The sequence below is a fragment of the Enterobacter cloacae complex sp. P14RS genome (genome assembly GCF_014895895.1).
GTDB lineage: Bacteria > Pseudomonadota > Gammaproteobacteria > Enterobacterales > Enterobacteriaceae > Enterobacter > Enterobacter bugandensis.
Map to the genome: position 1 here is coordinate 22,301 of NZ_JADBQM010000017.1, position 20,219 is coordinate 42,519.

General features: G+C 57.0%; 23 protein-coding genes and 1 pseudogene. 17 read left to right on the plus strand and 7 right to left on the minus strand.

Annotated elements, in window-relative coordinates; translation table 11 throughout:
* Nucleotides 1–110 precede the first annotated feature (110 nt).
* From fliF to rcsA, 14 genes and pseudogenes are all read left to right on the plus strand, one after another.
* Nucleotides 111–1,790 (plus strand): flagellar basal-body MS-ring/collar protein FliF, encoded by a 1,680-nt coding sequence (gene fliF, locus IM295_RS14420; protein WP_193066859.1) that lies wholly within the window; start codon nucleotides 111–113, stop codon nucleotides 1,788–1,790.
* A complete protein-coding gene (fliG, locus tag IM295_RS14425; RefSeq protein ID WP_014832476.1) occupies nucleotides 1,783–2,781 on the plus strand; it encodes a flagellar motor switch protein FliG in 999 nt (332 codons plus the stop codon). The genes fliF and fliG overlap by 8 nt, the downstream gene beginning before the upstream one ends.
* Nucleotides 2,774–3,481 (plus strand): flagellar assembly protein FliH, encoded by a 708-nt coding sequence (gene fliH, locus IM295_RS14430; RefSeq protein ID WP_045260350.1) that lies wholly within the window; start codon nucleotides 2,774–2,776, stop codon nucleotides 3,479–3,481. The genes fliG and fliH overlap by 8 nt, the downstream gene beginning before the upstream one ends.
* Entirely contained in the window at nucleotides 3,481–4,851 is a 1,371-nt protein-coding gene (fliI, locus tag IM295_RS14435; RefSeq protein WP_023330814.1) for a flagellar protein export ATPase FliI, read from the plus strand. The genes fliH and fliI overlap by 1 nt, the downstream gene beginning before the upstream one ends.
* Nucleotides 4,852–4,872: 21 nt before the next feature.
* Nucleotides 4,873–5,316, plus strand: a complete 444-nt coding sequence (fliJ, locus tag IM295_RS14440) for a flagellar export protein FliJ (protein WP_006811155.1) — start codon at nucleotides 4,873–4,875, stop codon at nucleotides 5,314–5,316.
* Nucleotides 5,313–6,545: a flagellar hook length control protein FliK gene (gene fliK, locus IM295_RS14445; protein WP_193066860.1), complete on the plus strand. Its 1,233-nt coding sequence runs from the start codon at nucleotides 5,313–5,315 to the stop codon at nucleotides 6,543–6,545. The genes fliJ and fliK overlap by 4 nt, the downstream gene beginning before the upstream one ends.
* 106 nt (nucleotides 6,546–6,651) lie before the next feature.
* Nucleotides 6,652–7,122 (plus strand): flagellar basal body-associated protein FliL, encoded by a 471-nt coding sequence (fliL, locus tag IM295_RS14450; protein ID WP_021241388.1) that lies wholly within the window; start codon nucleotides 6,652–6,654, stop codon nucleotides 7,120–7,122.
* A 4-nt stretch (nucleotides 7,123–7,126) separates the two neighbouring features.
* Nucleotides 7,127–8,131, plus strand: a complete 1,005-nt coding sequence (gene fliM / locus IM295_RS14455) for a flagellar motor switch protein FliM (RefSeq protein ID WP_028013703.1) — start codon at nucleotides 7,127–7,129, stop codon at nucleotides 8,129–8,131.
* A complete protein-coding gene (gene fliN, locus IM295_RS14460; RefSeq protein WP_003859592.1) occupies nucleotides 8,128–8,541 on the plus strand; it encodes a flagellar motor switch protein FliN in 414 nt (137 codons plus the stop codon). The genes fliM and fliN overlap by 4 nt, the downstream gene beginning before the upstream one ends.
* Before the next feature lie 2 nt (nucleotides 8,542–8,543).
* A complete protein-coding gene (fliO, locus tag IM295_RS14465) occupies nucleotides 8,544–8,918 on the plus strand; it encodes a flagellar biosynthetic protein FliO (protein WP_045260352.1) in 375 nt (124 codons plus the stop codon).
* Nucleotides 8,918–9,655, plus strand: coding sequence for a flagellar type III secretion system pore protein FliP (gene fliP / locus IM295_RS14470; protein WP_028013705.1), 738 nt, complete (start codon nucleotides 8,918–8,920; stop codon nucleotides 9,653–9,655). Before fliO ends, fliP begins: the two co-directional genes overlap by 1 nt.
* 9 nt (nucleotides 9,656–9,664) lie before the next feature.
* Complete coding sequence (gene fliQ, locus IM295_RS14475; protein WP_008500315.1) at nucleotides 9,665–9,934, plus strand: flagellar biosynthesis protein FliQ; 270 nt, start codon at nucleotides 9,665–9,667, stop codon at nucleotides 9,932–9,934.
* A 7-nt stretch (nucleotides 9,935–9,941) separates the two neighbouring features.
* Nucleotides 9,942–10,734, plus strand: a pseudogene (fliR, locus tag IM295_RS14480) (flagellar biosynthetic protein FliR); the annotation flags it as partial.
* Nucleotides 10,735–11,021: 287 nt separating this feature from the next.
* A complete protein-coding gene (gene rcsA / locus IM295_RS14485; protein ID WP_013097740.1) occupies nucleotides 11,022–11,645 on the plus strand; it encodes a transcriptional regulator RcsA in 624 nt (207 codons plus the stop codon).
* A gap of 102 nt (nucleotides 11,646–11,747) precedes the next feature.
* On the opposite strand, the gene dsrB is transcribed toward rcsA, so the two are convergent.
* Nucleotides 11,748–11,936, minus strand: a complete 189-nt coding sequence (gene dsrB, locus IM295_RS14490; protein WP_013097741.1) for a protein DsrB — start codon at nucleotides 11,934–11,936, stop codon at nucleotides 11,748–11,750.
* A gap of 128 nt (nucleotides 11,937–12,064) precedes the next feature.
* Here dsrB and yodD point away from each other — a divergent pair, with 128 nt between their 5' ends.
* Together yodD and IM295_RS14500 are read left to right on the plus strand one after the other, a co-directional pair.
* Nucleotides 12,065–12,292 (plus strand): YodD family peroxide/acid resistance protein, encoded by a 228-nt coding sequence (gene yodD, locus IM295_RS14495; RefSeq protein WP_028013707.1) that lies wholly within the window; start codon nucleotides 12,065–12,067, stop codon nucleotides 12,290–12,292.
* Nucleotides 12,293–12,593: 301 nt separating this feature from the next.
* The gene (locus IM295_RS14500) at nucleotides 12,594–13,394 is read left to right on the plus strand and encodes a mannosyl-3-phosphoglycerate phosphatase-related protein (RefSeq protein WP_193066861.1); all 801 of its coding nucleotides are present in this window, start codon (nucleotides 12,594–12,596) and stop codon (nucleotides 13,392–13,394) included.
* On the opposite strand, the gene dgcQ is transcribed toward IM295_RS14500, so the two are convergent.
* The 3 genes from dgcQ to IM295_RS14515 form a co-directional block, all read right to left on the minus strand.
* Nucleotides 13,379–15,079, minus strand: a complete 1,701-nt coding sequence (gene dgcQ / locus IM295_RS14505) for a cellulose biosynthesis regulator diguanylate cyclase DgcQ (RefSeq protein ID WP_126818444.1) — start codon at nucleotides 15,077–15,079, stop codon at nucleotides 13,379–13,381. The two genes, IM295_RS14500 and dgcQ, sit on opposite strands and share 16 nt — an antisense overlap.
* A 73-nt stretch (nucleotides 15,080–15,152) precedes the next feature.
* The gene (locus IM295_RS14510) at nucleotides 15,153–15,335 is read right to left on the minus strand and encodes a YodC family protein (protein ID WP_028013710.1); all 183 of its coding nucleotides are present in this window, start codon (nucleotides 15,333–15,335) and stop codon (nucleotides 15,153–15,155) included.
* Nucleotides 15,336–15,413: 78 nt separating this feature from the next.
* Nucleotides 15,414–16,325, minus strand: a complete 912-nt coding sequence (locus IM295_RS14515) for a DUF808 domain-containing protein (protein ID WP_193066862.1) — start codon at nucleotides 16,323–16,325, stop codon at nucleotides 15,414–15,416.
* Between the two features lie 178 nt (nucleotides 16,326–16,503).
* Between IM295_RS14515 and yedA the strand changes: the two genes are divergently transcribed.
* A complete protein-coding gene (gene yedA, locus IM295_RS14520; protein ID WP_045260356.1) occupies nucleotides 16,504–17,418 on the plus strand; it encodes a drug/metabolite exporter YedA in 915 nt (304 codons plus the stop codon).
* Here yedA and IM295_RS14525 read toward each other — a convergent pair.
* From IM295_RS14525 to IM295_RS14535, 3 genes are all read right to left on the minus strand, one after another.
* Nucleotides 17,390–17,881: a very short patch repair endonuclease gene (locus tag IM295_RS14525; RefSeq protein WP_041909351.1), complete on the minus strand. Its 492-nt coding sequence runs from the start codon at nucleotides 17,879–17,881 to the stop codon at nucleotides 17,390–17,392. The two genes, yedA and IM295_RS14525, sit on opposite strands and share 29 nt — an antisense overlap.
* On the minus strand, nucleotides 17,862–19,277 hold the full coding sequence (locus tag IM295_RS14530; protein ID WP_367117819.1) for a DNA cytosine methyltransferase: 1,416 nt from the start codon (nucleotides 19,275–19,277) through the stop codon (nucleotides 17,862–17,864). The genes IM295_RS14525 and IM295_RS14530 overlap by 20 nt, the downstream gene beginning before the upstream one ends.
* A gap of 61 nt (nucleotides 19,278–19,338) precedes the next feature.
* Nucleotides 19,339–20,040, minus strand: coding sequence for a phosphohydrolase (locus tag IM295_RS14535; RefSeq protein ID WP_045260359.1), 702 nt, complete (start codon nucleotides 20,038–20,040; stop codon nucleotides 19,339–19,341).
* Nucleotides 20,041–20,219 lie beyond the last annotated feature (179 nt).

A 20,219-nucleotide genomic window follows, 5' to 3' on the forward strand; every position in this document is an offset into this window, starting at 1 on the left:
AATAATGGCAGGGCCATCAATATGGAACTTTTGTCGTGTTTGCCGACCCGGGAGTCAGTTTTGTTTCTCTACACGAATAACGTAAACCACCAGGATTTAAGAGGTGCGCAATGAGTGCAACAGCATCGACAGCGCCACAAAATAAATCACTCGAGTGGATGAACCGCCTTCGCGCGAATCCTAAAATCCCGTTGATCGTGGCAGGCGCTGCCGCAATTGCGATCCTTGTAGCGATGGTTTTATGGGCGAAAAGCCCTGATTACCGCACGCTCTACAGCAACCTTTCCGATCAGGATGGCGGCGCCATCGTCACCCAGCTTACCCAGATGAACATCCCGTATCGCTTTGCCGATAATGGCGGTGCGCTTGAGGTACCGGCGGATAAAGTGCACGAGCTTCGTCTGCGCCTGGCACAGCAGGGCCTGCCAAAGGGCGGCGCGGTCGGCTTTGAGCTGCTGGACCAGGAAAAATTCGGCATCAGCCAGTTCAGCGAGCAAGTGAACTACCAGCGTGCGCTGGAAGGCGAGCTGGCCCGCACCATTGAAACGTTAGGCCCGGTAAAGAGTGCCCGCGTGCACCTGGCAATGCCTAAACCCTCTTTATTTGTTCGTGAACAGAAATCCCCTTCAGCCTCCGTTACCGTGAACCTCGAACCCGGCCGCGCGCTGGACGAAGGGCAAATCAGCGCGGTAACGCATCTCGTCTCCAGCGCCGTCGCCGGCCTGCCGCCGGGTAACGTGACGCTGGTGGATCAAAGCGGACACCTGCTGACGCAATCCAATACCGCCGGGCGTGACCTGAACGACGCGCAGCTGAAATACGCCGCCGACGTTGAAAGCCGTCTCCAGCGCCGTATCGAAGCGATCCTCGGCCCGGTGGTGGGCAACAGCAACGTGCACGCCCAGGTGACCGCGCAGATTGACTTCTCTAATAAAGAACAAACCGAAGAGCAATACAGCCCGAACGGCGATGCGGCTCAGGCGGTCATGCGTTCGCGCCAGATCAACTCCAGCGAACAGATCGGCGGGGCCTACCCTGGCGGCGTGCCGGGCGCGCTCTCTAACCAGCCAGCACCGGCAAACGCGGCGCCGATTTCCACGCCGCCTGCCAACCAGCAGAACGGTCAGCAAAATAATCAGCAGACCACCTCAACGACCAATAACGCCGGTCCGCGCTCCAGCAGCCGTAACGAAACCACGAACTATGAAGTGGACCGAACGATCCGCCACACTAAGCTGAACGTGGGCGATATTCAGCGTCTTTCCGTTGCGGTGGTGGTGAACTACAAAACCCTGCCGGACGGCAAACCGTTGCCGTTAACCGCCGAGCAGATGAAGCAGATTGAGAACCTGACCCGCGAAGCGATGGGCTACTCCGAGAAGCGCGGCGATACCCTCAACGTGGTGAACTCTCCGTTTAACTCGGTTGAAGAGACCGGCGGTGAACTGCCGTTCTGGCAACAGCAGGCGTTTATCGACCAGCTGATGTCCGCAGGCCGCTGGCTGCTGGTGCTGATTGTCGCGTGGCTGCTGTGGCGTAAGGGCGTTCGTCCTCAGATCCAGCGTCGTGCGGAAGCCGAAAAAGCGGCGCGCGAGCAGATGAATACGCGTCAGGAAACGGAAGAAGCGGTTGAAGTTCGCCTCAGCAAAGATGAACAGATGCAGCAGCGTCGTGCTAACCAGCGCATGGGCGCTGAGGTGATGAGCCAGCGCATTCGCGAAATGTCAGATAACGATCCGCGCGTCGTGGCGCTGGTCATCCGCCAGTGGATGGGTAACGAACATGAGTAATACGCTTACGGGCACCGATAAAAGCGTCATCCTGCTGATGACCATTGGCGAAGATCGCGCGGCAGAGGTGTTTAAACACCTCTCCCAGCGAGAAGTGCAAATTCTCAGTGCGGCGATGGCCAACGTGCGTCAAATCTCCAACAAACAGCTGACCGAAGTGCTGTCAGAGTTTGAACAGGAAGCCGAACAGTTTGCCGCGCTGAACGTCAACGCCAACGACTACCTGCGCTCCGTGCTGGTCAAGGCGCTGGGCGAAGAGCGTGCCGCCAGCCTGCTGGAAGACATTCTGGAAACCCGCGATACCGCCAGCGGTATCGAAACGCTCAACTTTATGGAGCCGCAGAGTGCCGCCGACCTGATTCGCGACGAGCACCCGCAGATTATCGCCACCATCCTGGTTCACCTCAAACGTGGTCAGGCGGCGGATATTCTGGCCCTGTTCGAAGAGCGCCTGCGTCACGATGTGATGCTGCGTATCGCCACCTTCGGCGGCGTTCAGCCGGCCGCGCTGGCGGAGCTGACCGAAGTGCTAAACAACCTGCTCGACGGCCAGAACCTCAAGCGCAGCAAAATGGGCGGCGTGAGAACGGCGGCGGAAATTATCAACCTGATGAAAACGCAGCAGGAAGAAGCCGTTATTTCGGCGGTTCGCGAATTCGACGGCGAGCTGGCGCAGAAAATCATCGACGAGATGTTCCTGTTCGAAAACCTCGTCGAAGTGGACGACCGCAGCATCCAGCGCCTGCTCCAGGAAGTGGATTCCGAGTCGCTGCTTATCGCCCTCAAAGGCGCCGAACAGCCGCTGCGCGAGAAGTTCCTGCGCAACATGTCCCAGCGTGCGGCCGATATCCTGCGCGACGACCTTGCCAACCGCGGCCCGGTGCGTCTGTCTCAGGTGGAAAACGAACAGAAAGCCATCCTGCTTATCGTTCGTCGTCTGGCGGAAACCGGCGAGATGGTGATTGGCAGCGGAGACGACACCTATGTCTAATGAGCTGTCGTGGAAGCGCTGGACGCCGGACGATCTGGCCCCTCCCCTTGCCGAATTCACGCCCGCGGTGGTCTCGCCCGCAGAGCCCGACGCGGACGTTGAACAGCCCGAGCTGAGCGAAGAGGAGCAGCAAGCGCAGATGCTGGCGCAGCTACAAATGCAGGCGCACGAGCAGGGCTATAACGCCGGTCTGAACGAAGGCCGCCAGAAGGGGCACGATCTGGGGTACCAGGAAGGCCTGGCGAAAGGGTTAGAGCACGGCATCGATCAGGCACGCCAGCAGCAGGCGCCGATCCATGCCCGCATGCAGCAGCTGGTCAGCGAGTTCCAGCACACGCTGGACGCGCTCGACAGCGTGATTGCCTCGCGTCTGATGCAGATGGCGCTGGAGGCGGCGCGTCAGGTTATCGGCCAGACGCCCGTGGTGGATAACACCGCGCTGATTAAACAAATTCAGGGTCTGCTTCAGCAGGAGCCGCTGTTCAGCGGCAAACCGCAGCTGCGCGTCCACCCGGACGATCTGCAGCGCGTTGAAGAGAGCCTGGGCGCAACGCTTAGCCTGCACGGCTGGCGTCTGCGCGGCGACCCATCCTTACACCACGGCGGATGCAAAGTCTCTGCCGATGAAGGCGACCTGGATGCCAGCGTCGCCACCCGCTGGCAGGAACTGTGTCGCCTGGCGGCACCGGGAGTCGTCTGATGACCGCACGCCTTACCCGCTGGCTCACCACGCTCGACAACTTTGAGACGAAGATGGCGCAACTGCCATCTGTTCGTCGTTATGGGCGACTGACGCGCGCCACCGGTCTGGTACTGGAGGCCACCGGCCTGCAGCTTCCCCTGGGTGCGACCTGCGTCATTGAGCGTCAGGATGGGCAGGAAACGCGTGAAGTGGAAAGCGAAGTGGTCGGGTTTAACGGCCAGCGCCTGTTCCTGATGCCGCTTGAAGAGGTGGAAGGCATACTGCCCGGCGCGCGCGTTTACGCGAAAAACATCAGCGGCGACGGGCTGCAAAGCGGGAAACAGCTGCCGCTTGGCCCTGCCCTGCTCGGCCGCGTGCTGGACGGCAGCGGGAAGCCGCTGGATGGCCTGCCCGCGCCGGACACCACCGAAACCGGCGCGCTGATTACCCAGCCGTTCAACCCCCTGCAGCGTACCCCTATTGAGCACGTGCTGGATACCGGCGTGCGTCCGATTAACGCCCTCCTCACCGTAGGGCGCGGACAGCGCATGGGCCTGTTCGCCGGTTCCGGCGTCGGGAAATCCGTCCTGCTCGGCATGATGGCGCGCTATACCCAGGCCGACGTGATTGTCGTGGGCCTGATCGGCGAGCGTGGTCGCGAAGTAAAAGACTTTATTGAAAACATTCTGGGTGCGGAAGGCCGCGCCCGCTCGGTGGTGATAGCCGCGCCGGCGGACGTGTCGCCGCTGCTGCGTATGCAGGGTGCCGCCTACGCAACCCGTATCGCCGAAGATTTTCGTGACCGCGGCAAGCACGTGCTTCTGATCATGGACTCCCTCACCCGCTACGCGATGGCGCAGCGTGAAATTGCGCTGGCCATCGGCGAGCCGCCGGCCACCAAAGGCTATCCGCCTTCGGTCTTCGCCAAACTTCCGGCGCTGGTAGAGCGTGCGGGTAATGGCATCAGCGGCGGCGGCTCCATCACCGCGTTCTATACGGTGCTGACCGAGGGCGACGACCAGCAGGACCCGATTGCCGACTCCGCGCGCGCGATCCTGGACGGCCATATCGTGCTGTCGCGCCGCCTGGCCGAAGCCGGGCACTACCCGGCGATTGATATTGAAGCGTCCATCAGCCGTGCGATGACGGCATTGATTACCGAGAAGCACTACGCCCGCGTGCGTAACTTCAAACAACTGCTTTCCAGCTTCCAGCGCAACCGCGATCTGGTCAGCGTGGGGGCGTATGCCAAAGGCAGCGACCCGATGCTCGACAAGGCGATTAGCCTGTGGCCGCAGCTGGAGGCGTTTTTACAACAGGGCATTTTTGAGCGTGCCGACTGGGAAGATTCAATCCAGGCGCTGGAGCTGATTTTCCCGCAGGTGTAACACAGGTGGAGGGCGAAGGTCATGGCGCAAAACAGCGCGTTATCAACGCTGAAAGATCTGGCTGAAAAAGAAGTTGATGATGCCGCATTGCAGCTTGGCGCAATGCGACGCGGGTGCCAGCAGGCTGAAGAACAGTTGAAGATGTTAATCGACTATCAGCATGAATATCGCACCAACCTCAATACCGATATGACGCAGGGCATTGGCAGCCAGCGCTGGATTAACTATCAGCAGTTTATCCAGACGCTCGAGAAGGCGATAGAGCAGCACCGCCAGCAGCTAAACCAGTGGACCCAAAAAGTCGATACCGCGCTGAATTTCTGGCGCGAGAAAAAACAGCGGCTGCAGGCCTGGCAGACCTTACAGGACCGGCAGATTGCAGCCTCGACCCTGGCGGAAAACCGCCTGGACCAGAAGAAAATGGATGAGTTTGCCCAGCGCGCATCAATGAGGAAACCGGAATGATCACACTGCAACAACTGCTGATGAGCGACAGCGACCTGTCAGGCGGGATGCAAACAGGGAAAGGCACTGAGGGTGCACAGGACTTTCTCTCCCTGCTGGCGGGCGCCCTGACGGATGCAACGGGCAAGGGCAACGATGCGCCGCTCACCCTGGCGGATCTGAAAGCCGCCGGCAGCAAGCTGTCGAAGGTCGCGCAGGAGGCCAAAGGCGATACCGCTCTGCAGGCCAAAATTGCCGACCTGCTCTCGCGTCAGCCTGCGTTGAATGGCGTTGAAACGACGGAGTCCGCGCCACTTGAAACGTTGGTCTCCGGGCTGGTACCGCTGTCAAAGGGCGACGCGCTTAAGACGCTCACTGCGGCCAACGGTAAAGATGACGCTAAAACCGAGCTGAGCGAAGAAGAGCTGGCGGGGCTAAGCGCGCTGATGGCGATGCTGCCGCACCAGCAGACGATCGCCTCTCGTGCGGCAGTCAGCGACGGCGTTCAAGCCACCTCGGCGCTGAGTTCAGCAACGCTTTCGCAAAACGGTGCGGGACAGCCGCCGTCCCTGAACGCGCCTGCGGGAAGCCATGATGAAGCGCAGCTTTCTGCGTCCTATCAGAGCCAGGCGAAGAACAACGGTCCGGATCTCGCCGCCAACGCGCCAGCCACACCGGTCGTGGCCGCAGCCGCTGAGAAACAGGACTTCGCCAGCGCCTCTTCGTCATCTTCGCCGACCGCTACCCTGGCGCCGATTATCTCCAGCCATGCGGCCAGCCAGCCTGCCGCTACCGTTGCCACCGCCCCGGTGCTAAGCCAGCCTCTGGGCACACATGAATGGCAGCAGTCCCTGAGCCAGCACATCACCCTGTTCACTAAGCAGGGCCAGCAGACGGCGGAACTGCGCCTGCACCCGGAAGATCTGGGCCAGGTGCAAATCTCGCTCAAGCTGGACGATAACCAGGCACAGCTGCAGATGGTCTCTGCGCACAGCCACGTACGCGCGGCGCTGGAAGCCGCGCTGCCGGTCCTGCGGACCTCGCTGGCGGAAAACGGCATTCAGCTTTCTCAAAGCAGCGTCAGCAGCGAGAGCTTTGCCGGGCAACAGCAGTCTTCATCCCAGCAGCACCATGCTTCACGCCCGGGCCAGCACGGCGGTTTTAATGAAGAGAGCGATGAGCTCCTGCCGACCCCTGCCGCCCTGCAATCCGCGGCGCGGGGTAACGGTGCCGTAGACATCTTCGCCTAAACGCCAGAGGTAGCGTGATTATCCTCGTCTTTTCCACGCTTTGACGACGGCAGGACACGGGATAATCACCTTATTAAGCTGTACCGAAACAGGAAGCTCGTATCAGATGACAGACTCCGCTATCACCAAAAAAAGCAAGCGTTCCATCTGGATCCCGCTGCTGGTGTTGATCACGCTCGCCGCCTGCGCTACCGCGGGCTATAGTTACTGGCGTATGCAGCAGGAACCTTCAACCGCTGCGGCCAAAGCCGAACCTGCCCCACCGCCGGCGCCGGTCTTTTTCCCTCTGGACACCTTCACCGTTAACCTCGGTGATGCGGATCGCGTGCTGTATGTCGGTATTACGCTGCGCCTGAAGGACGAAGCAACCCGCGCGCGCCTGAACGATTATCTGCCGGAAGTGCGTAGCCGCCTTCTCCTGCTGTTTTCTCGTCAGGACGCCTCCGCGCTGGCTACCGACGTGGGTAAGCAAAAGCTGGTCGACGCCATCAAGCAGACGCTGGCCACCCCGCTGGTAAACGGTCAACCTAAGCAGGAAGTCACTGACGTTCTGTACACAGCCTTTATTCTGCGGTAACGACATGGGCGACAGTATTCTTTCTCAGGCAGAAATCGACGCGTTGCTTAACGGCGACAGCGATAAGAGTGACGACCCGCAACCGGGTCTCACCGGCGACGATAATATTCGTCCTTACGATCCCAATACCCAGCGTCGCGTGGTACGTGAACGTCTGCAGGCGCTGGAGATCATTAACGAACGTTTTGCACGTCAGTTCCGTATGGGGCTGTTTAACCTGCTGCGTCGTAGCCCGGATATCACGGTCGGTGCGATCCGCATCCAGCCGTATCATGAGTTTGCCCGCAACCTGCCGGTGCCAACCAACCTTAACCTGATTCATCTGAAGCCGCTGCGCGGCACCGGTCTGGTGGTGTTTTCCCCAAGTCTGGTGTTCATTGCGGTGGATAACCTGTTCGGCGGCGACGGGCGTTTTCCGACCAAAGTGGAAGGTCGTGAATTTACCCACACCGAGCAGCGCGTCATTAACCGCATGCTGAAGCTGGCGCTGGAATCCTACAGCGACGCGTGGAAAGCGATTAACCCGCTGGAAGTGGAGTACGTCCGTTCTGAGATGCAGGTGAAATTTACCAATATCACCACCTCCCCGAACGATATCGTCGTCAATACGCCGTTCCACGTGGAGATCGGTAACCTGACCGGTGAGTTCAACATCTGCCTGCCGTTCAGCATGATTGAACCGCTGCGCGAGCTGCTGGTTAACCCGCCGCTGGAGAACTCACGCAACGAAGATCAGAACTGGCGTGAAAACCTGGTACGCCAGGTGCAGCACTCGCAGCTGGAGCTGGTGGCGAACTTTGCCGACATTTCGATGCGGTTATCCCAGATCCTGAAATTACAACCCGGCGACGTTTTGCCGATAGACAAACCCGACCGCATTATTGCCCACGTAGATGGTGTCCCCGTACTTACAAGCCAGTACGGCACGATTAACGGTCAGTATGCGTTACGCGTTGAGCACTTGATCAACCCGATTTTGAATTCGCTGAATGAGGAACAGCCCAAATGAGTGACATGAACAATCCGTCCGATGAAAACAGCGGAGCACTGGACGATCTGTGGGCTGACGCGTTAAACGAGCAAAAAACGACTCCGACAAAAAGCGCGGCGGACGCGGTATTCCAGCAGTTAGGCGGCGGCGATGTCAGCGGCACGCTGCAGGACATCGACCTGATTATGGACATCCCGGTTAAGCTGACCGTTGAACTGGGACGCACCCGGATGACCATTAAAGAGCTGCTGCGCCTCACGCAGGGTTCAGTTGTGGCCCTTGACGGCCTGGCCGGCGAGCCGCTGGATATTCTGATCAACGGTTATCTGATTGCCCAGGGTGAAGTGGTGGTGGTTGCCGATAAATACGGCGTGCGCATCACCGACATCATCACCCCGTCTGAACGCATGCGTCGTCTGAGCCGTTAAGCATGAAAACCCAGGCAACAATATCACAGCCTTCCGCCGTTCCCGGCTCCCCGCTGCTCCAGGTGAGCGGGGCGCTGTTCGGTATTATTGCCTTTATTCTTATCGCCGCCTGGCTGGCAAAGCGTTTTGGCCTGGCGGGTAAAACTGCCGGCACCCGCGGCCTGAAGGTCAGCGCCAGCACGACGCTTGGGCCGCGCGAACGCGTGGTCATCGTCGATGTGGAAGATGCGCGTCTGGTACTGGGCGTAACCGGCTCAAACATCAACGTATTACATAAACTGCCGCCCGCCCCGGTCACGGTGGACGAGCGCGCACAAGCCCCTGCGGATTTTCAGTCCGTCATGAAGAGTTTGCTTAAGCGTTCCGGGAGAACCTGATGCGCCGTTTGTTATCCCTGACGCTTGCGGGCGTTGGCCTGTTTGCTCCTGCGGTTTATGCGCAGCTGCCCGGTCTGGTCTCCACGCCGATTGCGGGTGGCGGCCAGAGCTGGTCGCTCCCGGTTCAGACGCTGGTCTTCATCACCTCGCTGACCTTTATTCCGGCCATTCTGCTGATGATGACCAGCTTTACCCGCATCATCATCGTTTTTGGTCTGCTGCGAAACGCGCTGGGCACCCCTTCGGCGCCGCCAAACCAGGTGCTTCTGGGGCTGGCGCTGTTTTTGACCTTTTTCATCATGTCGCCGGTGATCGATAAGATTTATACCGACGCCTACCAGCCGTTCAGCGAAGACAAAATTTCGATGCAGGAGGCGCTGGAAAAAGGCGCGCAGCCGCTGCGAGAATTTATGCTGCGCCAGACGCGCGAGGCGGACCTGGCGCTCTTCGCCCGCCTGTCCAACACCGGCGAGCTGCAGGGGCCGGAAGCGGTACCGATGCGCATTCTGCTGCCGGCCTATGTCACCAGCGAGCTGAAAACCGCGTTCCAGATTGGCTTTACCATCTTTATCCCGTTCCTGATTATTGACCTGGTGATCGCCAGCGTCCTGATGGCGCTCGGGATGATGATGGTACCGCCCGCCACCATTGCCCTGCCCTTTAAGATCATGCTTTTTGTGCTGGTCGACGGCTGGCAGCTGCTGGTCAGCTCGCTGGCGCAAAGTTTTTACAGTTAAGGAACGGCAATGACACCCGAATCGGTCATGATGATGGGCACGGAAGCGATGAAAATCGCGATTGCCGTTGCCGCGCCGCTGCTGCTTGTCGCGCTGGTTACCGGCCTGATTATCAGTATTCTTCAGGCTGCCACGCAGATTAACGAAATGACGCTGTCGTTTATCCCGAAAATCATCGCCGTGTTCGTGGCGATTATCGTGGCCGGACCGTGGATGCTGAACCTGCTGCTGGACTATATGCGCAACCTGTTTACCAATCTGCCGTACATCATCGGCTGACCTGACGATGCTGCACTTCACCAGCGACCAGTGGGTTCAGTGGCTCGGCGTCTATTTTTGGCCGATGCTGCGCATTCTGGCGCTGATCTCCACCGCCCCCATTCTCAGCGAGAAATCGATCCCCAAGCGCGTTAAGGTGGGGCTGGGCATTATCATCACCATTATCGTCGCCCCTTCCCTGCCACCCGTGGATATTCCCATCTTCTCGGCTAACGCGGTATGGGTCGCTTTACAGCAGGTGATGATTGGCGTCGCCGTGGGCTTTACCATGCAGCTCGCCTTCGCCGCCGTGCGCACGGCCGGCGAGTTGATTGGCCTGCAGATGGGGCTATCGTTCGCCACGTTTGTCGATCCCGGCAGCCATCTCAACATGCCGGTGCTGGCGCGCATCATCGATCTGCTCGCCATGCTGCTGTTTCTGTCGCTCAACGGTCATCTGTGGCTCATCTCCATGCTGGTGGATACTTTCCATACGCTGCCGATCGGTGATAACCCGGTCAACAGCAATGCCTTCCTCGCGCTGACCCGCGCGGCGGGGCTGATCTTCCTCAACGGTCTGATGCTGGCTCTGCCGATCATAACGCTGCTGCTCACCGTCAACCTGGCATTAGGCTTGCTGAACAGAATGGCTCCGCAGCTCTCGGTGTTTGTGATTGGTTTTCCGCTAACGTTGACGGTCGGAATTTTATTAATGTCATTACTGATGCCACTTATCGCCCCCTTCTGTGAACATTTATTCGGCGAGATATTCAATCTGTTAGCGGATATTGTCAGCGAATTGCCACGTAAATAATAGTCCTCACGATCGCTATTGTCTTTCTGAGGATATTCCTAAAATAAAACGCGAAAAACATCTTCCAGGATATATCTGACGCGGTTTAAATGTTTCTAACCACCTCACAATACTTAATATTTACTTTACTTTAAGAAGATTCCTGGCAAATTATACGTAACTTTACGGGATAGTGAGTCCGCCTGAAAGTCTTTGTCATGCTCACAGGTTTATTATTTTTTTCCATCCCGTATGGCTGTTTTGAGCTCTCAGGCAGATGGTGAATTATCGTTACGCATTGAGTGAGGGTATGCCATGTCAACGATCATTATGGATTTATGCAGCTACACCCGGCTAGGGTTAACCGGGTACCTGGCAAGCAGAGGGGTAAGAAAGAGAGACATCAACGATGCACACACCGTTGAAGAACTCGCAGCCGCTTGTGACGAACTCAAACCAGGCGTGGTGTTTATTAATGAGGACTGTTTCATTCACGATCCAGCCAACAGTCAGCACATTAAGCAAATCATTAATCAGCATCCAAAAACCCTGTTTATTGTTTTTATGGCGATCGCGAATATCCATTTCGATGAGTATTTGTTGGTCCGTAAAAATTTATTGATCAGTTCTAAGTCGATTAAACCCGAGTCGCTGGATGACATTCTGGGTGATTATTTGAATAAAGAAGTTAAAAATGTAGGAGCGGTTAACTTACCCACCCTTTCATTAAGCAGGACTGAATCAAGTATGCTGCGAATGTGGATGGCTGGACAAGGAACTATTCAGATCTCTGACCAGATGAATATTAAAGCGAAAACCGTTTCGTCACACAAAGGAAATATTAAAAGGAAAATTAAAACGCATAATAAGCAAGTGATCTATCACGTGGTACGTCTGACCGATAATGTGACGAACGGGATTTTCGTCAACATGCGTTAGTGGCTTAAACCCCTTTGCACCCTACCTTTGATCTCTGGCCTGGCCAGAGATTTTTGCTTTTGCGGACGTGGTCGGGCACGCGCAATGCCACCCGACGCCGTTCTACTCCGCTTTCTCAACAAAAATGCCGTCCGGATGCCCCAGTTCGTTAAAAAACCAGATGCCGAGCGGGTAGTCTTCCAGTGAGACCAGGTACATTGTGCCTTCACTAAACTCTTCAATTGCCAGCACCACCCCCGGGCGGCGCGGTCCACCGTCCGTTTTAACGGTTACCCGATCGTTGACCTTCATACATTCCTCCTCTGGTTTTGAGCCAGTGTAGAACAAAACGCAAAAACACACATCGCCGCACGGCGTGAATGGCGTTTTTATACGCAGTCTATACTTACCGTGGACACGGTTTAATGAGGAGCCCCGTAATGAAGACCGATAAAGAGTACAGCGACACCATCAAACGCGAGGTCGAGGTGGATGTCGATGCCCTGCTGGCCGCCATCAATGAGATCAGTGAGTCAGAAGTCCGCCGCACGAACGATGGTTCGGACCACGTCATTGTTAACGGGAGGGATTATCACACCTACCGCGAGCTGGCGGAGGCCTTCGAGCTGGATATTCATGACTTTAGCGTGTCTGAAGCAAATCGTTAGCACGAAAAAAATCCCGGTCATGGGGATGGCCGGGATCAAAACTTGCTTATGCAAGAAGCACTTGAAAATTCGTTACACCAGGAAATCTGATGTACAAACAACACTATCCCCAACGATTTTTCATGACAAGCATATATTCTTACGGCGAATATAATATTTTTAACATAATCGTTTTGGTTATGAGCAACAACATACGCCGAATGCGGGTTTGGCTGGATCGGTTCTTCTCAATCCGGTTTAAGCCCAGATATTTTTTTAGGAATATTCTTAGATTAAGGCTCATTCGTTTTCGGGAGTTACTATGCTTTCACTCCGGGGTCCCCTGCTGATTTTTTCCGATCTGGATGGATCGCTGCTGGATATTCATTCCTATGAGTGGCAGCCCGCGATGCCGTGGCTGGATAAACTGCAGGATAACCAGGTACCGGTGATTCTTTGCAGCAGCAAGAGCGCGGCAGAGATGCTGGATATTCAGCAGGATCTGGGACTGGAAGGGTTACCGTTTATCGCTGAGAACGGCGCGGTGATTCAGCCTGACGTGCGCTGGGAAATGGGTCAGCGCCACATCAACGGCATGACGCACCGGGAGATTCGTCCGCTTATTGAGCAAATCCGCCAGCAGGCGGGCTTCAAATTCACCACCTTTGACGACGTGGACGAACGCGTAATTAGCGAATGGACGGGGGTGACCCGCTACCGGGCGGCGCTTGCCCGCAAGCATGACGCCTCCGTCACGCTCATCTGGCGTGATTCCGACGAAGCCATGGCCCGGTTTGAAGCGGCGCTGGCGCAACGCGGGCTGAAATGCCTGCAGGGTGCCCGTTTCTGGCATATTCTCGATGCCGGCTGCGGTAAGGACGTTGCGGCTAACTGGCTAATCGCGCAGTACCGTGAACGGGAAAATATTGAACCCACGACCCTGGGGCTCGGCGATGGGCCGAACGACGCGCCGCTGCTGGACAGCGTGGACTTCGCGGTGGTGATTAAGGGGATAAACCGGCAGGGTATTACGTTACGGGACGATAACCCTCGCCGGGTTTATCACACCCGGCAGGCGGGACCGCTCGGCTGGCAGGAGGGGCTGGATCACTTTTTGTCATGATCGTGCCAGACAACCCGGTTACGTCCGTCCTGTTTAGCTTTATATAACCGGGCATCCGCCACGGACTGCAGCTGTTCGAAATCGTAATTTTCGTTTTCCCGGGCGCTGCTGACGCCGAGTGACGCGCTGATGCGCAGGGTCGTACTCTTCTTCACCAGAATCTCCTTGCTGTTGATTCGGCAGCGAATACGCTCCGCGACGCCTCTCGCCTCCTCAAGACCGAGCCCCGGCAGGACGATACAAAATTCTTCCCCGCCCACGCGTCCTGCCACGTCGTTTTTACGCAATGCGCTGGAAATTAGCCCTGCCGAGTGGGAAAGCACCTTATCACCGGCCTGGTGACCGAATCGATCGTTGACGCTTTTAAAATGGTCGAGGTCTAACTGAATGACCGAGAACGGCAACGACTGTTGATGACACTTCTTCGCCAGCAGTTTCGCGCGTTCGAACAGCGCGCCGCGATTATTCAGGCGGGTTAGCGGGTCGTGCCAGGCCTGCCACTTGAGCGAGTGCTGCAGCGTATACATATTGCTGACCATCCGGCGGATCACCAGCCACGAAATCAGCAGCATCGCGGTAAAGAGCGCCCACAGTAATGCCAGTACGATACTGATGCTGCCGAAGTCGCCCTGTACCCCTTCCTGCAGAGTATGGACACGCAAAACCAGGCCATCAAAATGATCGAGCCGCTGCCAGCTAATGAAACGGCTGCCGAGGCGGATGCCACCACCAGTATCGTGCTCGATCGCCTGCGCTATCTGCGCGAGTTCGCGTTCATCGAAATGGTTCACCTGTTTATCTGTCTTTTCAGAGGAGGCAATCATATTGAGCCGGGAGTCGTACAGCTGATACTCCCCCTCCGTACGGTCGTCCGTCGCCTCTGCCAGCAGGCGTTGCATCGTATTCAGCGAAAAATCCATCGCCACCACGCCATACCAGTAGCGATTGAAATAGATGGGGACGCTGGCAGTGATCGTTCGCTCGTCACCGGTCCAGGATGACGGCGTGGAGATAAACCAGCGCACCGCGCGGGAGCGATTGTTACGTTCCGACTGCTGGGTAAACCAGGACTGCGTGACCAGGTGATAATAGCGGGGGATAATATCGCTCGCCTCTGTTAGCGTGTCCGTCGAAAGATAAAACCCGGCGCGTGAAACGTAGATCACCCGCGATTCACTATGCCTGCTCGACGTCGCCAGCCTGAGCAGATAACCCACCTCAAGCGCGGCTGAAATTTCATTGCTGATGCGTTCAGCGTCCCGGTTCAGAATCGACGTTTTTTCAACAAACGCATCCGAGACGCCGTTAATCGGAAGTGTGCGATTTCTATCAACGAGGAGCTGCCAGGTGGGACGCATGCGTAATGCGTTAAAGTGCGACACTGCATCGTGCAAAACATTGAAGGCCAGCGGCGTCTGTAGCGCATCGCGCATGCTCTGACGAAATAACAGCATTTTATCCACGCTGTACTGCAGCTGCCTGTCCAGCGAGCTGGCCACGGTTTCCAGGTGGTTGCGCTGGCTGGAGATATACGCCTCTTCGAGGACCACTACTTCACGCCAGGTCAGGAGGGTTGAAAACACCAGAACAGTGATAAAACAGAGGTTAACAATCAAACCCGGATTGCTACGCTTATGCAGCCATTGCAGAAAAGATCGTCTTACAACAAAGGTATCGCGCTGCACACACACTCCCTGATTACTGCCTTACACCCGGTACTTCAGTTAAAAACGCCCGGCAAAGCCGGGCGTTATGTGATTAAGCCTGATCGTGCTTACGCTGGCCGTCACCCGGCTGAAGCTCATCTTCACGAAAGGCTTCCTGCTTAATGCTGTAGCCATCATGCCACCGACATTCCACCATTCCGCTGGAATACCCGGTGACAATCATGCGCGGGCCGCCCTTCTTAGGCTTAACTTCATCACTGACCAAAAAGACCATACCTGCCTCCTGTATCAGGGTGAAACTGTTTCAATTTAGACGAGGAATGGTCTTTTTGCACCCTGCGACGGGTAACAATTAGTGCCCCGTACCGCGCATTTTTTCGATCAGTTTCACCGCCGCCACCACGATAGCGCCAACGATAAAGCCCAGCACCAGATTAAGCAGCGTGGGCAGAATCGCTGCCCCCACGCTCCCCTGCGCCGAGGCGAAATGTTCGATGGCATGGTGCAGCGGCGCAATGCCGTGGACCACAATGCCGCCGCCCACGAGGAACATCGCCAGGGTCCCCACCACGGACAAGCTCTTCATCAGCCACGGCGCCAGCGTCAGTAAGCCTTTGCCGATGCCTTTAGCCACCGCGCTGGATTTCTCCTCCAGCCAGTAGCCGATATCATCCAGCTTCACGATCAGCCCGACCAGGCCGTAAACGCCCACCGTGACCAGAATGGCGATCCCGGAGAGGATCAACACCTGATTCAGCAGCGGCGCATCGGAGACGATGCCCAGCGTAATGGCGACAATTTCAGCCGACAGAATGAAGTCGGTGCGAATGGCGCCTTTGATTTTATCGCGCTCGAAAACTTTCGGATCCTGCGCGGCAAGCGCTTCAAGGCGCTGCTGGCGCGCCTCCGGGGTATCCTTCTGCTTGCGCGAGCTCAAAGAGTGCAGGACCTTCTCCACGCCTTCGAAGCACAAGAATGCCCCGCCAATCATCAGCAGCGGCGTGATGGCCCAGGGGATGAATGCGCTAATCAGCAGCGCCAGCGGCACCAGGATCACTTTGTTCAGAAACGAGCCTTTTGCCACGCCCCACACCACCGGCAGCTCACGGTTAGCCCGTACCCCGCTCACCTGTTGGGCGTTAAGCGAGAGATCGTCCCCCAGCACCCCTGCGGTTTTCTTCGCCGCCAGTTTCCCCATCACGGAAATATCATCCAGTAAGGTGGCAATATCATCCAGCAATGTTAATAAGCTACTTCCTGCCAAAATGGTGATCCTTCTTTTTTTGGTAATTAAGTGAATAGTATGGAGCAAAAGCGCAATCGCGGAAACAGGCAGCTTTCGTCAACAAAAAATTCACATCAACAACACAATTAAAGGGCTCGCCAGCGCGATAGTTTTCGCGTTTACTATCAGCGACCTTTTTATTTCGTCGTGAGGGATTATGCGTTTCCGGCAACTGCTTCCGCTTATCGGGGCACTTTTTTCGCTGTATATCATCTGGGGTTCCACCTATTTTGTCATTCGCATCGGCGTGGAAAGCTGGCCGCCGCTGATGATGGCGGGCATTCGCTTCCTCTCGGCGGGTGTGCTGCTGCTGGCCTTCCTGCTGCTGCGCGGGCATAAGCTTCCACCGTTCCGCCCAATGCTGAACGCCGCCCTGATAGGCCTGCTGCTGCTGGCGGTCGGTAATGGCTTTGTGACCATTGCCGAGCACCAGAACGTACCGTCAGGGATCGCCGCCGTGGTCGTTGCCACCGTACCGCTGTTTACCCTCTGCTTCAGCCGCCTTTTCGGCATCCGCACCCGCAAGCTGGAGTGGCTGGGGATTGGCATCGGCCTTGCCGGCATCATTCTGCTTAACAGCGGCGGTAACCTGAGCGGGAATCCGTGGGGCGCAGTGATTATCCTTATCGGCTCGATGAGCTGGGCGTTTGGTTCCGTATACGGTTCGCGTATCGAACTGCCGACCGGCATGATGGCGGGGGCAATAGAGATGCTTGCGGCTGGGATTGTGCTGCTGCTGGCCTCAGCCCTGACGGGAGAGGAGCTGACTACCCTGCCGCCGTTGTCGGGCTTCCTGGCGGTAGGCTATCTGGCGCTGTTTGGCTCAATCATCGCCATCAACGCCTATATGTTCCTGATCCGTAACGTCTCACCGGCGGTTGCCACCAGCTATGCCTACGTCAACCCGGTCGTGGCCGTGCTGCTCGGCACCGGGCTTGGCGGTGAAACGCTCTCTCCGGTTGAGTGGTTAGCTTTAGGGGTGATTGTTTTTGCCGTCGTGCTGGTGACCTTAGGCAAATATTTGCTGCCGGCAAAGCCCGTGGTTACGCCTTGCGAGGTGGAGAAACCGTAAGCGCGTGGATCCCCTGGGTGTCGATCTGCGCGGCCTGGCCGCCGCCGCAGATCCACTCTTCCAGCCGTTCGCTCAGATCGGCATCGTTCAGCTTTAACCGCCCTCTCAGCGCACATTCCCAGACGATCAGCACTCTCCAGCCCTGCGCGACAAGCGTGGCGAGATCGCGCGCGTCGCGCTCAACGTTCTTGCCAATCTTCTCCAGCCAGAAATCGGTGCGCGTCGCCGGAACTTTAAACAGGTAGCAGTCGTGATGATGCCAGAAACAGCCGTGGGTGAAGATAATGCACCGATACGCGTCAATGACGAAATCCGGGCGACCCGCAAGTGCGGGATCCTGCACGCGAAAGTCGAAGCCCGCCTGCGTCAGAAGCCCGGCCAGACGCTTTTCTATCGCGGTGTCACGCGTGCCGATGGCACGCATGTTTTTGCTCCGCGTGGCCTTATCGTGAACGTCCGTCATTGACGGCCTCACCCTGGCGGAGCGCCACCGCCTGTCTGATGCGCGAGGCCAGCAGTTTTGCCACCGCCGCGAACGCGGGCACCACCACCGAGTTGCCAAACTGACGGTAAGCCTGGGTGTCCGAAACCGGAATGCGAAAGCGGTAGCCCTGCGGCGTTTCAAAGCCCATCAGCCGGGCGCACTCCCGCGGCGTCAGGCGACGCGGACGGTGACGCTGGTTTTGCGGATCGTCGAAATCTTTCTCGCCCAGCGCTTTATCCCAGCCTCTGTCGATCAGGATTTCCGCGCCGTCTTTATAGTAGCGAGCGGACAGCGTGCGGGTCACGCTGTGCGGATCGTTTGGGTTCACCATGCCAAACCCGAAGCCGTTGCCTTTGGCCTGATGCTTTTTGGCATAGCGGTAGAGGTATTTCCACAGGATTGGGGTAAGGATAAATTTCGCGTCGACCACCGGCTCCAGCAGGTCGGCAATCGTTGGACGACGCTCGGGGTATAAGGAGGGAATATCCCGCAGGGTGAAATCCCCCTTCAGATTGAGATCGCGGCGGAAACCGACGAGCACAATGCGTTCGCGATGCTGGGGCAGGAAGTGTTTCCCGTCGATAATTTTCGGGTCATCCGCGCCCATGTCCTCGGAATCAGCCACGTCATAGCCCAGCTCGTCCAGCGTCTGCATGATAATGCGGAAGGTCTTTCCACCGTCATGGCTCTTTAAGTTCTTGACGTTTTCCAGCACGAATATGGCCGGGCGACGGGCGTCAATGATTCGGGCCACATCGAAAAACAGCGTTCCCTGCGTATCGCAGGCAAAACCGTGGGCGCGCCCGAGGGCATTCTTTTTGGAGACGCCGGCCAGCGAGAAAGGCTGACACGGGAAGCCCGCCAGCAGCACGTCATGCGCCGGAATCGTCTGGCGAATGTGCTCGGCGGCTTGTTCATCCGTGACGCCGCTTTTATGGCTCAGGGTAACGTCGCGGATATCGGCGTTGAAATGATGTTCATGCGGATCGCAGTACCAGTTCGCTTTATAGGTGCGTACCGCATGTTTGTTCCACTCGCTGGTAAACACGCACTGACCGCCGATAGCTTCAAAGCCGTGCCGGATGCCACCGATGCCGGCAAACAGATCGATAAAGCGGAAGGCATAGTTCGGGTGCGCGGCAGACGGCCGCGGAAGCAGATCTTGCAGAAAACGAAACTCGCTTTCGCTCAGGCGGCGCCCTGCCCGATCGCTGGTCAGCAGTCGCTTAAGGATGGCCGGGCTCCAGTGGCTCTCGCCGTGCGCCACCAGCTGGTTTGCCAGCGTTTTAGCGTCATAAATATCCAGCAGCTGGCGCAGTAATGCCTGCACCGTTGCCGTTGACTTCTCAGCCTGCTCAGGCGCGGGCTCTGTCACTGATCGATTTTCCTGCATTCTTTTAACCGGGCAATAAAGACTGGAAACAGATTACCACAGTTCACTTTCGCAAACTGCGACGGAAGCGGTGTTGAATCTGGCTATCCAGCCCGATGCAGTCGCCCTGTAATTCGGCACTGAGTTTCGCCATAAACTGAATCAGAAAATCGGCGTTGTGCTGCGCGAGCTCGCGCCCGACGTCGGTTTGCATTGTATCTGGCAAGCGCAGCAGCTTGGTCTGAAAATGATCGAGCGCAAACGCCCGGTCATCAAGCGGGCGCGCGTCGGCAAACGGATCGTCCGCGTCAAAAAGCGGTACGCCCAGCGCGCCTGACACGGCAAACACGCGCGCCAGGCCAATCGCCCCCAGCGCCTCCAGACGATCTGCATCCTGGACAATTTTAGCCTCAATCGTGTACGGCGTCAGGCCGGCGCTGAAACTGTGCGCCTCGATGGCGTGCTCCACGGCGGCATAGCGATCGGACGGGAAGTCAGGGAAATCGCGGTGCAGAATGTCCCGCGTTCTGCGCGCAGCCAGACGCGACGACTGGCTGCGTTCAGGATGATTTTTCGGCAGGCTAACTATGTCGTGAAAATAGCAGGCGGTCAGGATCGTCAGCGGGTCGACGTGGTGATGAACCATGATTTTCTGCGCCGTCAGCCAGACGCGACGGAAGTGTGAAATATCGTGCGCGGTGTCGTCGGTCGCGTGATGTTCATCAAGCCAGGATTCAAAGCGCTGCTGCCACTGTATGAGTTCCATCATCCTTTCCTGTTACGAAAATGGGCACTGAATTATAACATAGCTAAATAAAATAAATTAAAAAATAGAACCCCGAAATACTTAATAATAATTACCCGCAATACTTTCAAGCTATTAATTCATTTGAAAAATAAAGAGATCTTTGGAAATATTTTGTAATATTTTAACTGGTTTAATTA

Coding starts and splice junctions, on each gene's coding strand:
- yodD (WP_028013707.1), top strand. CDS start 12,065: ATGAAGACCGATAAAGAGTACAGCGACACCATCAAACGCGAGGTCGAG.
- fliQ (WP_008500315.1), top strand. CDS start 9,665: ATGACACCCGAATCGGTCATGATGATGGGCACGGAAGCGATGAAAATC.
- rcsA (WP_013097740.1), top strand. CDS start 11,022: ATGTCAACGATCATTATGGATTTATGCAGCTACACCCGGCTAGGGTTA.
- fliP (WP_028013705.1), top strand. CDS start 8,918: ATGCGCCGTTTGTTATCCCTGACGCTTGCGGGCGTTGGCCTGTTTGCT.
- IM295_RS14535 (WP_045260359.1), bottom strand. CDS start 20,040: ATGGAACTCATACAGTGGCAGCAGCGCTTTGAATCCTGGCTTGATGAA.
- yedA (WP_045260356.1), top strand. CDS start 16,504: ATGCGTTTCCGGCAACTGCTTCCGCTTATCGGGGCACTTTTTTCGCTG.
- fliL (WP_021241388.1), top strand. CDS start 6,652: ATGACAGACTCCGCTATCACCAAAAAAAGCAAGCGTTCCATCTGGATC.
- fliJ (WP_006811155.1), top strand. CDS start 4,873: ATGGCGCAAAACAGCGCGTTATCAACGCTGAAAGATCTGGCTGAAAAA.
- fliI (WP_023330814.1), top strand. CDS start 3,481: ATGACCGCACGCCTTACCCGCTGGCTCACCACGCTCGACAACTTTGAG.
- fliM (WP_028013703.1), top strand. CDS start 7,127: ATGGGCGACAGTATTCTTTCTCAGGCAGAAATCGACGCGTTGCTTAAC.
- fliO (WP_045260352.1), top strand. CDS start 8,544: ATGAAAACCCAGGCAACAATATCACAGCCTTCCGCCGTTCCCGGCTCC.
- fliF (WP_193066859.1), top strand. CDS start 111: ATGAGTGCAACAGCATCGACAGCGCCACAAAATAAATCACTCGAGTGG.
- fliH (WP_045260350.1), top strand. CDS start 2,774: ATGTCTAATGAGCTGTCGTGGAAGCGCTGGACGCCGGACGATCTGGCC.
- IM295_RS14510 (WP_028013710.1), bottom strand. CDS start 15,335: ATGGTCTTTTTGGTCAGTGATGAAGTTAAGCCTAAGAAGGGCGGCCCG.
- dsrB (WP_013097741.1), bottom strand. CDS start 11,936: ATGAAGGTCAACGATCGGGTAACCGTTAAAACGGACGGTGGACCGCGC.
- fliG (WP_014832476.1), top strand. CDS start 1,783: ATGAGTAATACGCTTACGGGCACCGATAAAAGCGTCATCCTGCTGATG.
- IM295_RS14500 (WP_193066861.1), top strand. CDS start 12,594: ATGCTTTCACTCCGGGGTCCCCTGCTGATTTTTTCCGATCTGGATGGA.
- IM295_RS14525 (WP_041909351.1), bottom strand. CDS start 17,881: ATGACGGACGTTCACGATAAGGCCACGCGGAGCAAAAACATGCGTGCC.
- fliK (WP_193066860.1), top strand. CDS start 5,313: ATGATCACACTGCAACAACTGCTGATGAGCGACAGCGACCTGTCAGGC.
- fliN (WP_003859592.1), top strand. CDS start 8,128: ATGAGTGACATGAACAATCCGTCCGATGAAAACAGCGGAGCACTGGAC.